The sequence below is a fragment of the Pantoea sp. BRR-3P genome (assembly GCF_039621635.1).
GTDB classification, from domain to species: domain Bacteria; phylum Pseudomonadota; class Gammaproteobacteria; order Enterobacterales; family Enterobacteriaceae; genus Pantoea; species Pantoea floridensis.
Genome location: NZ_CP155066.1, coordinates 1,333,709 through 1,347,568 on the forward strand (window position 1 = coordinate 1,333,709; position 13,860 = coordinate 1,347,568).

The window sequence follows — 13,860 nt, forward strand, 5'->3', positions numbered from 1 at the left end:
TGTTACTCCAACATTTTTTCAATTGGCAGTACGAGGATTGAGCTGGCGCCCAGCGCTTTCAGCTTTTCCATGGTTTCCCAGAACAGGGTTTCGGTGCTCACCATGTGCATCGCCACGCGGCTCACGTCACCGGCCAGCGGCAGCACGGTTGGACGCTCGGCGCCCGGCAGCAGGGCAATCACTTCTTCCAGACGCTCGCTTGGCGCGTGCAGCATGATGTACTTAGACTCACGCGCTTTGATCACGCCCTGAATGCGCGTCATCATTTTATCAACCAGTTCCTGCTTGGCGGCAGGCAGTTCGCCGTCGCGCTGAATCAGCACCGCTTTAGAGCGATAGATGACTTCCACTTCGCGCAGACCGTTGGCTTCCAGCGTGGCGCCGGTAGACACCAGGTCACAAATCGCATCGGCCAGGCCAGCACGTGGTGCGACTTCGACAGAACCGTTCAGCAGACAGGATTTGAAGGCGACGCCTTGTTTATCGAGATATTTCTTCAGCAGGTGCGGATAAGAGGTGGCGATGCGGGCGTTATTCAGGCATTGCGGGCCGGTGTACTCTTCATCAACCGGCATCGCCAGCGACAGGCGACAACCGCCGAAATCCAGACGACGCAGCGTGAAGTAGCGCGGATCTTCGCCCTGAGCACGGCGGTTCAGCAGCTCTTCTTCCAGCACGTTCTCACCGACGATGCCGAGATCCACTACGCCATCCATCACCAGGCCAGGAATATCGTCATCACGCACGCGCAGGATATCGATGGGCATGTTCTCCGCAAACGCAATCAGACGCTGCTGCTGAAGGTTGATTTTGATACCGCAGCGGGCCAGCAGTTCGCGTGATTCATCGCTTAAACGGCCAGATTTCTGCATAGCTATGCGAATTCGGGTGTTATCTAACATGGTTCCTGTCCTCTTATTCAATCCTGTCTGAACGTATTGGGTTGCGTCCGCCCATAAAAAAACCCCCGGAAGAAGATCTTCCGGGGGCTCTCTTTGCGTTCGCACCACTGGAAGATCCTAATCGTCTCCCAGCACACATCGCCTGAAAGACTAGTCAGGATGATGGTGATGATGGTGGTTGAACTGAACGCGTGTCATAGTAAATTCCGTTGCTGAATGAGTATTCATTTGCGTGCTGATTAACCTAACGAAGATGGTGACAATTGGCAACCCTTTTTTAAGCGTCAATTTCCGGAATCTCCCGAAACAGTTTGCGCTGGTTTGGCACATCTACCGGCACTAAGATGAAGTCTGAGCCCATAGCAGGAGTCGATATGAAAAAGGTCGCGATTGTAGGTCTGGGATGGCTGGGTATGCCGCTGGCGATGGCGCTAACGACACGCGGCTGGCAGGTGACCGGCAGTAAAACCTCGCCGGATGGCGTGGATGCCGCACGCCGCTGCGGCATTGAGGCGTTTCAGCTGGTGCTGACGCCCGAACTGGAGTGTGAAGCCGAAGAATTAGATACGCTGATGGCGGTGGATGCGCTGGTGGTGACCTTGCCCGCCAGCCGCACGGTGAAAGGCGCGGAAGATTACATGCAGGCAGTACAGAACGTGGTGGATACTGCGCTGGCGAAAAAAGTGCCGCGCATCATTTTTACCAGCTCATCGTCAGTTTACGGCAGTGGCGAGGGCGTGATGAAAGAGAACAGCCCGCTGCAGCCGGAAACGGTGGCCGGTAAAACGCTGGTGGAACTGGAAAACTGGTTGCACGATCTGCCGGGCACCAGCGTGGACATTGTACGACTCGCGGGATTAGTGGGACCGAATCGTCATCCGGGGCGTTTCCTGGCGGGCAAAACCGGGCTGGAAAATGGCGGCCACGCGGTGAATCTGGTGCATCTCGACGACGTAGTGGATGCGATTGTGCTGCTGCTGCAAACGCCGAAAGGCGGGCATGTTTACAATCTGTGTGCCTCGAAACATCCGTCGCGCGACAGTTTTTACCCCAGCGTGTCGAAGCAGTTAGGGCTAGAGCCGCCAACGTTTGTGGCGGAGCCGGAGCGCTCGGCCGGAAAAGTGGTGGATGGCTCAAAAATCGCCAATGAGCTGGGCTTTGAGTACACCTACGATGACCCGATGAAAATGCCGCTGGAGTAGTTTTTCAGGTGCGCATTAATGCGCACCCTACGATGTAGGGGCGCCATTCATGGCGACCTGGTCACACCCCAAACCGATCCCTTAACGCATACCAGGCCGCGCCCATCGCCGTGAGCGGCACTTTAAATCTTCGTCCGCCCGGAAATGGCAGGTGCGGCAGTTTCGCGAACGCATCAAAACGCTCCGCATGCCCACGCAGCACTTCAGCAATCAACTTCCCAGAGAGATGCGTACAGGTAACGCCGTGGCCGCTGTCGCCCTGCATAAAGAAGGCATTCTTCTCCACCTGGCCGAACTGCGGCATGCGCGACAAGGTCAGCAGGAAATTGCCGCTCCAGCGATGGCTGATTTTGATATCGCGCAGCTGTGGGAACGTACGCAACAGTTTAGGACGAATCAGCGCTTCGATATCATCCGGCTCGCGCGCACCATACACCACGCCACCGCCATACAGCAGGCGGTTGTCGGCAGTCAGACGGAAGTAATCGAGCAGATAGTTACAATCTTCCACGCAGTAATTGTTTGGCAACAACCCTAGCGCCTGATCGCGCGTTAAAGGTTCGGTGGTGACGATTTGCGAGCCGCACGGCATACTTTTGCGGCTCAGGCGCGGTTCGAGCTGCGCAGGTAAATAGGCATTGCCTGCAAAAATCACAAAGGTGGCGGAGACTGCTCCTTTGGCGGTTTTTATTCGATGCGGTGCGCCATATTGCACTTCAATTGCCGCCGATTGCTCATAGATGCGTCCGCCATGGCGGCGAATGGCTTCTGCTTCACCCAGCGCCAGATTCAGGGGATGCAGGTGGCCGCCGCGCTTATCGAGTAATCCACCCACATAACGATCGGTGGCGACTTCGCGGCGAATAGCGCGTTCATCCAGCAGTTCCAAATCGTGATTGCCATAGCGGGCCCAGCTGGCTTTCTGGCTGCGCAGGTGGCCCATTTGTCGCTGATTGAACGCCGCAAAAATCCCGCCGGGACGATAATCACAGGCAATGGCATAACGATCGATGCGATCGCGAATAATCTCCGCGCCTTCAAACATCATGCTGCCAAGCAGTTGTGCGGTCTCTTTACCGTAACGCTGCTCAATCACATCCACATCCCGGCTGTAGGAGTTCACCACCTGGCCGCCGTTACGACCGCTGGCGCCGAAGCCAATTTTTGCCGCCTCTAACACCACCACATCGTAACCGGCTTCCGTCAGAAACAGGGCGGAAGAGAGGCCGGTAAAGCCTCCACCAATAATACAGACATCACACTGCACCGATTCTTGCAGTTCAGGCCACGGCGCGTGAGCGTTGGCGGTGGCCGCGTAATAACTTCCCACATGTTGCATAACATCCTCCTTAAGCGCGCAACCTTAGAAATGAGCTGACGTATGCACTTTTCCAGATGCCAAAGTGGCACGATTCATGGCTGTTTTTCGTTGTGATAATGGATAGCGGCCTGGATAAAGGCCGCAAACAACTGGCGCGAAATCGGATCGCGATCGGAGTGCCATTCCGGATGCCACTGCACGGCAAGCGCGAAAGGGTGCTGGCGCAGGCTTACCGCCTCAATCAGCCCGTCGGGCGCACGTGCTTCGACGCGCAATTGCGGCCCAGGCTCGCGAATGCCCTGACCATGTAATGAATTGACAGCAAACGCCTCGCTGCTGCCGAGCAGCTGGCTCAGCATGCCATCAATTTCTGGCTGCACCTCATGCACCGGCGCATACTGCTCATCCAGCGACAGCGTGTCGTCTTCCCGGTGTTCGTGGAAAAGATGTGTCATATGCAATTGGCGATGCAGCGCGCCGCCGTTCGCGACCACCAACTCTTGCAAGCCGCGACAGATGCCAAACATCGGCATCTTTTTACCCGCCGCATGTGTGATAAGCCCGAAGGCGAGACGATCGCGCGCCGGATCGGCATGCGCCTCTTTGCCATCCTCGCCATAGTGCCAGGGTTCGATATTGCTGGGGCTGCCGGTCAGCAAAATGCCATCCAGCACCGTCATACTGTTTTCTAATAGATGTGGAGAATGCATCAGTTGGTGGGGCAACGGCAGCGGCACGCCACCGGCCAAAACGACAGCGTCGAGATACTTGTTGTGAACCGTTTGCGCTGAATGGTTGCCAATAACATTTTGGCACATCACTACACCAATCAAAGGCTTGTCAAAAATAATGCCCATAACGTCTCCGCGCTGCTGTTCAATATTTTCGCCGAAATGGCACGGCTGGCGTTAAAAGTGTGCAATGTTTTGTCAATCTAGCAACCGCTTGTTCGTTCTTCAAACAGATTTGTTACATTTGCACACTTTTTGCGTTAGCGCTATGTTAGAGGAATGGCTGTTATTTTGAGCATTGCGCGCACCAATTCTAAACGGTAAAGGGCGGGTGGGATCATGACGAACCTCGTAGAAGTAGAAGACTTCACGCGACATAGTGAAGAGAAACGAACAAGCGCGTTCCAGCTGGAGGTAAAAACCTGGCTGGAACGCCATCCTGAAACGCAGTATGTCGATATTCTTCTTAATGATTTAAATGGGGTATTTCGCGGTAAACGCATTCCCATCGCCGCATTGGCAAAACTGGAAAAAGGGTGTTATTTCCCTGCTTCGGTCTTCGCCATGGATATTCTCGGTAATACCGTCGAAGAAGCCGGACTAGGACAGTCATTAGGCGAACCCGACCACCTCTGCATACCGGTTCCCGGAACCTTAATCCCCTCAGCCGCCGACCCCACGCACATTGCGCAGCTGCTGCTCACCATGTGTAACCAAGATGGCACTCCCTTTGACGTTGAACCCCGTAATGTCCTCAATCGGCTGTGGCAACAGCTGCGCAATCGAGGATTGTTTCCGGTGGTAGCGGTAGAGCTGGAGTTCTATCTGGTGGATAAGAAGCGTGATGCGGAAGGATTTATTCAACCGCCGTGCTCGCCGGGCAGCGATGAGCGCAACATGCAGAGCCAGGTTTATTCGGTAGATAATCTCGATCATTTCGCCGACGTGCTGCGTGATATCGACACTCTGGCGAAGCTGCAGGGCATTCCCGCCGACGGCGCACTGGCGGAAGCGTCGCCCGGACAGTTTGAAATCAACCTGCATCACACGCGCGATGTGCTTAAAGCCTGCGATCATGCCATCCAGCTTAAACGCCTGGTGCGTCAGGTGGCGGAAAATCACGGCATGACCGCCACCTTTATGGCGAAGCCTTATGAAGAGTATGCGGGCAGCGGTATGCATGTGCACATCAGCATGCTGGACGCCGCCGATCACAACGCCTTTGCGCTGGATGACGGCAGCGATTCACCGCTGATGAAACGCGCGCTGGCGGGCATGATCGATCTGATGCCGGCTTCGATGGCGCTACTGGCGCCAAACGTTAACGCCTATCGCCGTTTTCTGCCCGAAGCCTATGTGCCGCTGCAAGCGTCATGGGGGCACAATAATCGTACCGTAGCACTGCGCGTACCCTGCGGGGATATGGATAATCACCGCATTGAGTATCGCGTGGCGGGAGCCGATGCAAATCCCTATCTGGTGGTGTCAACAATTCTTGCCGGAATTTTGCACGGTTTAGATAATCAGCTACCCTTACCGCATGCGGTGCAGGGCAATGGACATGAGGCAGAAGGGCTGGCGTTACCGATTCGGCAGAGCGATGCGCTGTATGAATTCGAGAATAGCTATCCGCTGCAAAAGCTGCTGGGTGAGCGTTTTAGCGGGGTGTGGCACAGCTGCAAACAGTATGAACTGATGCAGTTTGAGCGCCTGATCACCGCCACAGAGATCGACTGGATGCTCAAGAATGCTTAACCGCCTGAAGAATTGATCTAACGTCTTGTGCCGATGGCATAAGTTGGGGCAAAATACGCGCCCTGCAAAATGAGAAACTAACCGACGTTAACCACGTCGGTTATTTTTTTGCATGATGTACTCACTGACATTTAAACGAGGCCGGACACGCATCCGGATAGATAGATACTGACAAACACGCGTTGTGCGTGAGATTTGAGGAAAACAAAGATGGGACTGTTTAACATTGCACCAGCTCAGGCTGGTTCTCGCTTTCGTGATGATTACGGCGCGGCGACAATCGCAAACACAAAAATCACTTCTCACTGCAGCAAATTGCGCAGTATCCCTGTAGCCCAACCGATCGCGGTTGTCGCTTGCGGGGGACTGAACAATGTCGCTTAACACCTCTGCCGCACCTCAGCGTGCACACCTGAAAAAATCTCTGACCTTGATCCCGGTTGTCATGATGGGCTTGGCGTATATGCAGCCAATGACCCTGTTTGATACTTTCGGTATCGTGTCTGGATTAACCGACGGCCACGTCGCCACCGCTTATGCTTTCGCCCTGATCGCGATTCTGTTTACTGCCGTGAGCTACGGCAAGCTGGTACGCCGCTTCCCATCTGCGGGCTCCGCTTACACCTATGCTCAGAAGGCAATCAGTCCGCACGTCGGCTTTATGGTTGGCTGGTCATCACTGCTGGACTACTTGTTCATGCCGATGATCAACATCCTGCTGGCGAAAAGCTATTTTGAAACGCTGGTGCCGGGTATTCCGTCGTGGATTTTCGTGGTGCTGCTGGTGGCCTTTATGACCATCTCTAACCTGCGTGGAGTCAAAACCGTTGCCAACTTCAACAGCGTGATCGTGGTGCTGCAAGTGGTGGTGATGGTCGTGATCACCGGCATGGTGGTTTACGGTGTGGCACACGGTGTGGGCGAAGGGACATTGGTCAGCAGCAAACCGTTCTGGTCTCAGGATGCACACGTGGTGCCGATGATTACCGGTGCGACGATTCTCTGCTTCTCGTTCCTCGGCTTTGACGGCATCAGCTCGCTGTCGGAAGAGACCAAAGATGCTGAACGCACTATCCCACGCGCGATTTTCCTCACCGCGCTGATTGGTGGTGTGATCTTCATTGGGGTTTCTTACTTCCTGCAGCTGTACTTCCCGGACATTTCGCGTTTCCAGAATCCGGACTCTTCACAGCCAGAAATCATGCTGTTCGTGGCGGGTAAAGCGCTGCAGATTGGCATTCTGATCTTCTCGGTGGTGACGGTATTGGCTTCCGGGATGGCCGCACACGCTGGTGTTTCACGTCTGATGTACGTGATGGGCCGCGACGGCGTGTTCCCGCAGCGTTTCTTTGGTTTCGTGCATCCGAAATACCGCACGCCGTCATTGAACGTGCTGCTGGTGGGTGGCGTGGCGCTGCTGGCAATCAACTTCGACCTGGTGACAGCGACCGCGCTGATTAACTTTGGTGCGCTGGTGGCATTTACGTTTGTCAACCTGTCGGTGATTGCCCAGTTCTGGATCCGTGAAAAGCGTAATAAGACGCTGAAAGATCACCTCAACTATCTGTTGCTGCCAATCATGGGCGCTCTGACGGTAGGTGCGTTGTGGATTAACCTGGAAGAGACCTCAATGGTTCTCGGCCTGGTGTGGGCGGCGATTGGTATTATTTACCTCGCGTTTGTCACCCGTACCTTCCGCAATCCGGTTCCGCAGTTCAGCGAAGAAGTGTGATTTAAATGACCAGGTGCGCATAAATGCGCACCCTACAACCTAGGGTCGCCATTCATGGCGACCTGGTCGATAATCCCAGCAAACTCATCCCGCGATCACCAACTCCCACTTCCCCGCACTCAACGCTTCACGTCCCGCTTTGCTCAACTCCGCATCGGTAATCAAAGTATCAAACCGCTCCAGCGGCAGCGCCAGATACGTCGCAATCTTGTTGTACTTCGAGCTGTCGCTCAGCAACACGCGTTTGCTGCTGACATCGCTCGCCGCCTGCTTTACCGGCACTTTATCTTCGTCCGGCGTATACAGCCCGCGCGGACCCCAGCAGGAGGCCGAGATAAAGGCGATATCGATCGCCAGCTGGCGTAAATTGCGCGCCGCGGCTTCACCAACGCTCGAGCGATTCTCCCGGCACACCGTGCCGCCAGTGTGGATCAGCTTGCAGCCGCTGCTCTCCATCAGCAAACGTGCAATCACAAAATCATTGGTCACCACCAGCAAATCGTCACGTTCCGCCAGTTCGCGTGCCAGCGCCAGTGTCGTGGTGCCGGCATCCAGATAAATGCAGCTGTTTCGCGGAATATGACGTGCGGCGTACTGCCCAATCGCCATCTTTTCGCTGCTGTACATGCTGGTTTTTGCCAGATGCGACGGTTCGGCCGCTAAACGATCCGCCGAGCGCACACCACCCGAAACCGACAGCACCGCGCCTTGCTCTTCCAGCTTCTGTACGTCGCGACGAATCGTCATGTGCGACACGCCCAATCGTTCTGTTAGCTCGGCAATGCTCACGACGCCGCGCTCGGCAACCAACGCTAAAATTTGCTGATGACGTTCAACCGGAATCACACGCCTCTCCCGAATTATCATTTTTTCACATTGTAGATCATCGATTCACAGCCCGCAGCACAATTTATGTTGCCGAAATTTCAGTAAAAAGCGCGGCTGACGGGATTTACTTCCGCCATTATTGCGTTGTGAATCCCTGTTAATCCTTAAGCAGGTAAGTTAATTTTTGTGATGTTACGCACGTTTATTGCCCGATATCTGCGGCAGACTTAACACCAATGAACAAATTATCACTTAAATTAACAATGGAGGTCTGCTGTGTCAGCAACCGTGAATAACATCGGCGTGATTGGTTTAGGTTCCATGGGCATGGGTGCCGCGCAGTCTTGCATCCGTGCAGGATTAAATACCTGGGGAGTTGATCTCAATCCGCAGGCGCTGGAAACCCTGCGCCAGGCCGGTGCACGCGATGCCCAAGCCTCCGCCGCCCGCTTTGCGGCCGAACTGGATGCGGTGCTGCTGCTGGTGGTTAACGCCGCGCAGGTGAAGGCCATTCTATTTGGTGAAAACGGTGTGGCGGCGCAGCTCAAGCCGGGCACGGTGGTGATGGTCTCTTCTACCATCTCTTCACAGGATGCGCAGGCGATTGAACAGCAGCTGGCACAGCATCAACTTTTAATGCTGGATGCGCCGGTTTCCGGCGGGGCAGCCAAAGCCGCGGTCGGGGAAATGACGGTCATGGCTTCCGGTAGCGATGAGGCGTTTGCGCGGCTCAAGCCAGTGCTGGATGCGGTGGCGGCGAAAGTCTATCGCGTTGGCAGCGAAATCGGTCTGGGATCCACCGTTAAAATCATTCACCAGCTGCTGGCGGGAGTGCACATTGCCGTGGGTGCCGAAGCGATGGCATTGGCCGCGCGCGCCGGTATTCCGCTGGACACCATGTACGATGTGGTGACCAACGCGGCGGGTAACTCATGGATGTTTGAAAACCGCATGCGTCACGTAGTGGATGGCGATTACTCGCCGAAATCCGCCGTGGATATCTTCGTGAAAGATCTCAATCTGGTGGCGGATACCGCTAAATCGCTGCACTTCCCGCTGCCGCTGGCCTCGACCGCGCTCAACATGTTCACCGAGGCCAGCAATGCCGGGCACGGTCGCGAAGATGACAGCGCGGTGATCAAGATTTTCAGCGGCATCACGCTGCCTCAGGCAAAGGAGCAGTAATCATGCGTTTAGGCGTCATTGCGGACGACTTTACCGGTGCCACCGACATTGCCAGCTTCCTGGTTCAGCACGGCCTGCCGACCATTCAATTTAACGGCGTGCCACAAGGTCAGGATGAAGTAAGCGCGCAGGCAATTGTGATCAGCCTGAAGTCACGATCGTGCCCGCCGCAGCAGGCGATCGCACAGTCGCTGGCGGCGCTAGAGTGGCTACAACAGCAGGGCTGCGATCGTTTCTATTTCAAATATTGTTCCACCTTCGATAGCACCGATCAGGGCAACATCGGCCCGGTGACCGATGCGCTGTTGGCGGCGTTAGGTGAAACGCAAACGGTGATCTCGCCGTCGCTGCCGGTCAACGGCCGCACCGTGTATCAAGGCTATCTGTTTGTCGCCGACCAACTGCTGTCTGAATCCGGCATGCGCCACCATCCGGTAACGCCGATGACCGACAGCAATCTGGTGCGCCTGATGACGCGTCAGGCCAAAGGTCAGGCGGCGGTGATCAATGCAGCACTGCTTGATCAAGGTGCCGACGCGGTGCGTATGCAGCTGGAGAGCTTGAAAGCGCAGGGCATCAACTATGTGGTGCTGGACGCGCTGCACGAGCAGCATCTGCTGACGCAGGGCGAAGCGCTCAAAGCGATGCGTCTGGTGACTGGCGGTTCAGGACTGGCGATCGGGATTGCCCGCGCCTGGGCGACCCAGCAGCAGAACAGCGATGCCGAGCAGGCGGGACGTCCGCAGGGCAAACGCGCGGTGGTGATCTCTGGCTCTTGCTCGCAAATGACCAACCGCCAGGTGCAGGCGTACCGCCAGCAAGCGCCATCGCATGAAGTGTTGGTTGAACGCTGTTTGGAAGACGCCGAAGGTTATGCGCAAACGCTGTGCGATTGGGTGGCAGCACATCATCAGCCTGGGCTGGCACCGTTGCTGTTCGCCACCGCCGATGCGCAGCAGCTGCAGGCGATTCAGCAGCAGTACGGTGCCGCGCGCAGCAGCGAAGCGGTCGAGCAGTTGTTTGCGGCGGTGACACGTGAACTAAAAGCGCGCGGCTGGCAGCGTTTTATCGTCGCCGGCGGCGAAACCTCGGGCGTGGTAGCGCAAAGCCTGGGCGTTACCGCATTCCACATCGGACCGATGATTTCGCCGGGCGTGCCCTGGGTGCGTGACATCCATCAGCCGCTGTCGCTGGCGTTGAAATCCGGCAACTTTGGTGACGAACAGTTCTTTTCCCGCGCACAAACGGAGTTTTCACTATGACCGAACAACAAGCACGCAATGAGATGGTGCAGCTCGGCGCCTCCTTCTTTCAGCGCGGCTACGCCACCGGCTCGGCGGGCAATCTGTCGCTGCTGTTAGAGGACGGCAATCTGCTGGCCACGCCTACCGGTTCGTGTCTTGGCGAGCTGCAGGCCGATCGCCTGTCAAAAGTGACGCTGCAGGGCGAATGGCTTTCCGGCGACAAGCCATCGAAAGAAGTGGCGTTTCACCGCGCGCTTTACCTGAACAATGCGGAGTGCAAAGCGGTGGTGCATCTGCACAGCCACTATTTGACCGCGCTCTCTTGCCTCAACGATCTCGACAATGAAAATTGCATTCGCCCGTTCACGCCGTACGTGGTGATGCGCGTGGGAGATGTGCCGGTGGTGCCATATTACAAGCCGGGCGATGCGCGTTTAGCTGACGATCTGGCTAATCTGGCCTCGCGCTATAACGCCTTCCTGCTGGCGAATCATGGTCCGGTGGTGGTAGGCAAATCACTGCGCGAAGCCGCCAATAATACCGAAGAACTGGAAGAGACCGCGCGTCTGATGTTTACGCTCGGCGACCGCTCAATTCGTTATCTCACCGCTAACGAAGTGGCGGAATTGAGGAATGTCTAATGCCTAAGTTTGCAGCCAATTTATCTACGCAGTTTGGTGAACAGCCGTTTATCGCGCGTTTTGCCGCCGCGGCTAACGCCGGTTTTCGCGCCGTCGAGTTTTTGTTCCCGTATGATTTCCCAGCAGACGTCATCAAAGCGGAGCTGGAGAAACATCAGCTGGAGCTGGTGCTGTTCAACACCGCGGCGGGCAACGTGCAGGCGGGCGAATGGGGCGTTTCCGCCATTCCGGGCCGTGAAGAGCAAGCGCGTGGCGATATCGACCGTGCGCTAGAGTACGCGCTGGCTTTGAATTGCCAGCAGGTGCATGTGATGGCAGCCACGCTACCCAACGGCGCCGATCGCGCAGAGTATGAAGCGACTTTTGTGCAGAATATGCACTACGCTGCCGAGCGTTTTGCGCCGCACGGCATTCGCCTGTTGCTTGAGGCGCTCAATCCCGTGACCAAGCCGAATTACCTCTACTCCAGCCAGTATCAAACGCTATTGATGATGGAGCGTATCGATCGTCCTAACGTCTTTACCCAGCTCGATCTGTTTCATGCGCAGCTGGTGGACGGCAATCTGACCCATCTTATCCGTGAATACGCCGGGCGTTATCGTCATATCCAAATTGCCTCGGCGCCGCATCGCCACGAGCCTGACGAAGGCGAAATCAACTATTCGTATCTGTTCAACCTGCTGGATGAAGTGGGCTACGACGGTTGGGTGGGGTGTGAATATATCCCGCGCGGCCGCACCGAAGCCGGTCTTGGCTGGTTCGCGCCCTACGCAAAATAACCCGGGTTTTACCGCTCAACACAGGGCTTTTGTGCGCTGTGTTGGGCAAGTCATACCTTAATCCGTCAACACCAGAGAAATCTGTACCTAAAAAATACTTATAAGATAGAGGGTTACCATGTCTACCGCGTTGTTACTCGCCATTGCTACCGCCAGCATCGTGATCTTGCTGTTGCTGGTAATTAAAACCAAAGTGCACCCCTTCGTGGCGCTGATAATTGTCAGCCTGCTGGTCGCCATTGCCACCGGCATTCCGGCGGACAACATTATGGAAACCATCTTTAGCGGGATGGGCAATTTGCTGGGGCATATCACCATTATCATCGTGCTGGGTGCGATGCTCGGCGCGGTGATTGAAGCCTCGGGCGGGGCGGAATCGCTGGCGCAGCGCTTTAGTAAATCGCTGGGTATCAAACGCACCGTCGCGGCGCTGACCATGGCAGCCTTTATCCTCGGCATTCCGGTGTTTTTTGAGGTTGGTTTTATCATCGTGATTCCGCTGATTTATGGCTTCACCAAAGTGGCGCGCGTCTCGCCGCTCAAGTTTGGCTTGCCAATGGCGGGCGTGATGTTAACGGTGCACGTGGCGCTGCCGACGCATCCAGGCGCAGCGGCGGCCGCCGGTATTTTGCATACCGACATGGGCTGGCTGATGATGCTGGGGATTATGATCTCGATTCCGGTTGGTATTGTCGGCTACTTCGTCGCGAAAGCGATGAACATGCGTCAGTATCATCTTTCGGTTGATGTGCTGGAACAACTGCAGCTGGCGAAACCCGAAGGCACGGCGAAAAACGACGCGCCACCGCCGGGTGCGCTGACCATTACCGGGCTGATCATCGTGCCGATCCTGTTAATCGTCCTGGGAACGTTGGCTCACACCACGCTGGCAGAGGGCAGCGTGCTGCGCTCGGTAATGACGGTCATAGGTACGCCGGCGATTGCGTTACTGATTGCGCTTGGGCTAGCGGCGTGGCTGCTGGGCGTGCGTCGCGGCTGGAGCAAAGAGAAGCTGGAAGATCTGACTGGCCGCGCCATCCCCAGTTCTGCCAGCGTGATTCTGGTAGCGGGCGCAGGTGGGGCATTTGGTAAAGTGCTGGTGGAGTCCGGCGTGGGTAAAGCGCTGGCGCTGACGCTGGAAACACTGCATCTGCCGCTGGTGCCCGCAGCCTTTATTCTGTCGCTGGCGCTGCGTGCATCGCAGGGCTCGGCCACGGTAGCGATTCTCACCACCAGCGGCTTACTGAGTCAGGCGGTGGGCGATGTGACGGATATGCAGCGCGTACTGGTGACGCTGGCAGCCTGTTTCGGCGGATTAGGTTTGTCACACGTCAATGATGCGGGTTTCTGGGTGGTGACGCGCTATCTGGGCTTATCGGTCGCCGACGGTTTGAAGACCTGGACAGTGTTGACAACCGTGATGGGCCTGAGCGGTTTCGCGCTGACGTGGCTGGTGTGGGGAATGATTTAAGGGTTCCCTGGTCGCCATGAATGGCGACCCTACAAACGGGCATTGCGTACGGTCGCCATTCATGCAGTC

Annotated in this window: 13 protein-coding genes and 1 other annotated feature; of the genes, 8 read left to right on the forward strand and 5 right to left on the reverse strand. The window is 56.1% G+C overall.

The features are described from left to right. Window positions 1-2: 2 nt before the first annotated feature. Window positions 3-902, reverse strand: a complete 900-nt coding sequence (hisG, locus tag AAGR08_RS06040; RefSeq protein WP_097096747.1) for an ATP phosphoribosyltransferase — start codon at window positions 900-902, stop codon at window positions 3-5. A gap of 53 nt (window positions 903-955) precedes the next feature. Continuing rightward, window positions 956-1,077: a sequence feature (His leader region), on the reverse strand. After that, window positions 1,053-1,100 (reverse strand): his operon leader peptide, encoded by a 48-nt coding sequence (gene hisL, locus AAGR08_RS06045; RefSeq protein WP_100396937.1) that lies wholly within the window; start codon window positions 1,098-1,100, stop codon window positions 1,053-1,055. It overlaps the preceding feature by 25 nt. Before the next feature lie 176 nt (window positions 1,101-1,276). On the opposite strand from hisL, the gene AAGR08_RS06050 reads away from it, so the two are divergent. Further along, complete coding sequence (locus AAGR08_RS06050; protein WP_345829071.1) at window positions 1,277-2,104, forward strand: SDR family oxidoreductase; 828 nt, start codon at window positions 1,277-1,279, stop codon at window positions 2,102-2,104. A gap of 61 nt (window positions 2,105-2,165) precedes the next feature. Here AAGR08_RS06050 and AAGR08_RS06055 read toward each other — a convergent pair whose 3' ends face one another. Together AAGR08_RS06055 and puuD are read right to left on the reverse strand one after the other, a co-directional pair. Further along, the gene (locus tag AAGR08_RS06055) at window positions 2,166-3,443 is read right to left on the reverse strand and encodes an FAD-binding oxidoreductase (protein ID WP_345829073.1); all 1,278 of its coding nucleotides are present in this window, start codon (window positions 3,441-3,443) and stop codon (window positions 2,166-2,168) included. 74 nt (window positions 3,444-3,517) lie between these two features. Next, window positions 3,518-4,282 carry a gamma-glutamyl-gamma-aminobutyrate hydrolase gene (puuD, locus tag AAGR08_RS06060; protein WP_345829075.1) on the reverse strand — a complete coding sequence of 255 codons (765 nt, stop codon included), beginning with the start codon at window positions 4,280-4,282 and terminating at the stop codon, window positions 3,518-3,520. 210 nt (window positions 4,283-4,492) lie between these two features. Between puuD and AAGR08_RS06065 the strand changes: the two genes are divergently transcribed. Next, on the forward strand, window positions 4,493-5,911 hold the full coding sequence (locus AAGR08_RS06065) for a glutamine synthetase (RefSeq protein ID WP_176519214.1): 1,419 nt from the start codon (window positions 4,493-4,495) through the stop codon (window positions 5,909-5,911). Window positions 5,912-6,284: 373 nt separating this feature from the next. After that, on the forward strand, window positions 6,285-7,643 hold the full coding sequence (locus AAGR08_RS06070) for an APC family permease (protein WP_345829077.1): 1,359 nt from the start codon (window positions 6,285-6,287) through the stop codon (window positions 7,641-7,643). A gap of 84 nt (window positions 7,644-7,727) precedes the next feature. Here AAGR08_RS06070 and ygbI read toward each other — a convergent pair whose 3' ends face one another. Further along, on the reverse strand, window positions 7,728-8,489 hold the full coding sequence (gene ygbI, locus AAGR08_RS06075; RefSeq protein ID WP_097096753.1) for a DNA-binding transcriptional repressor YgbI: 762 nt from the start codon (window positions 8,487-8,489) through the stop codon (window positions 7,728-7,730). A 258-nt stretch (window positions 8,490-8,747) separates the two neighbouring features. Between ygbI and ltnD the strand changes: the two genes are divergently transcribed. The 5 genes from ltnD (at window position 8,748) to AAGR08_RS06100 (ending at window position 13,791) form a co-directional block, all read left to right on the forward strand. Then, complete coding sequence (gene ltnD, locus AAGR08_RS06080; RefSeq protein ID WP_097096754.1) at window positions 8,748-9,656, forward strand: L-threonate dehydrogenase; 909 nt, start codon at window positions 8,748-8,750, stop codon at window positions 9,654-9,656. A gap of 2 nt (window positions 9,657-9,658) precedes the next feature. Next, complete coding sequence (gene otnK / locus AAGR08_RS06085; RefSeq protein ID WP_345829080.1) at window positions 9,659-10,918, forward strand: 3-oxo-tetronate kinase; 1,260 nt, start codon at window positions 9,659-9,661, stop codon at window positions 10,916-10,918. Continuing rightward, complete coding sequence (locus AAGR08_RS06090; RefSeq protein WP_345829082.1) at window positions 10,915-11,541, forward strand: aldolase; 627 nt, start codon at window positions 10,915-10,917, stop codon at window positions 11,539-11,541. The genes otnK and AAGR08_RS06090 overlap by 4 nt, the downstream gene beginning before the upstream one ends. After that, the gene (locus tag AAGR08_RS06095) at window positions 11,541-12,320 is read left to right on the forward strand and encodes an HPr family phosphocarrier protein (RefSeq protein WP_345829084.1); all 780 of its coding nucleotides are present in this window, start codon (window positions 11,541-11,543) and stop codon (window positions 12,318-12,320) included. Before AAGR08_RS06090 ends, AAGR08_RS06095 begins: the two co-directional genes overlap by 1 nt. A gap of 118 nt (window positions 12,321-12,438) precedes the next feature. Next, on the forward strand, window positions 12,439-13,791 hold the full coding sequence (locus tag AAGR08_RS06100) for a GntP family transporter (protein ID WP_345829086.1): 1,353 nt from the start codon (window positions 12,439-12,441) through the stop codon (window positions 13,789-13,791). Window positions 13,792-13,860: the final 69 nt, after the last annotated feature.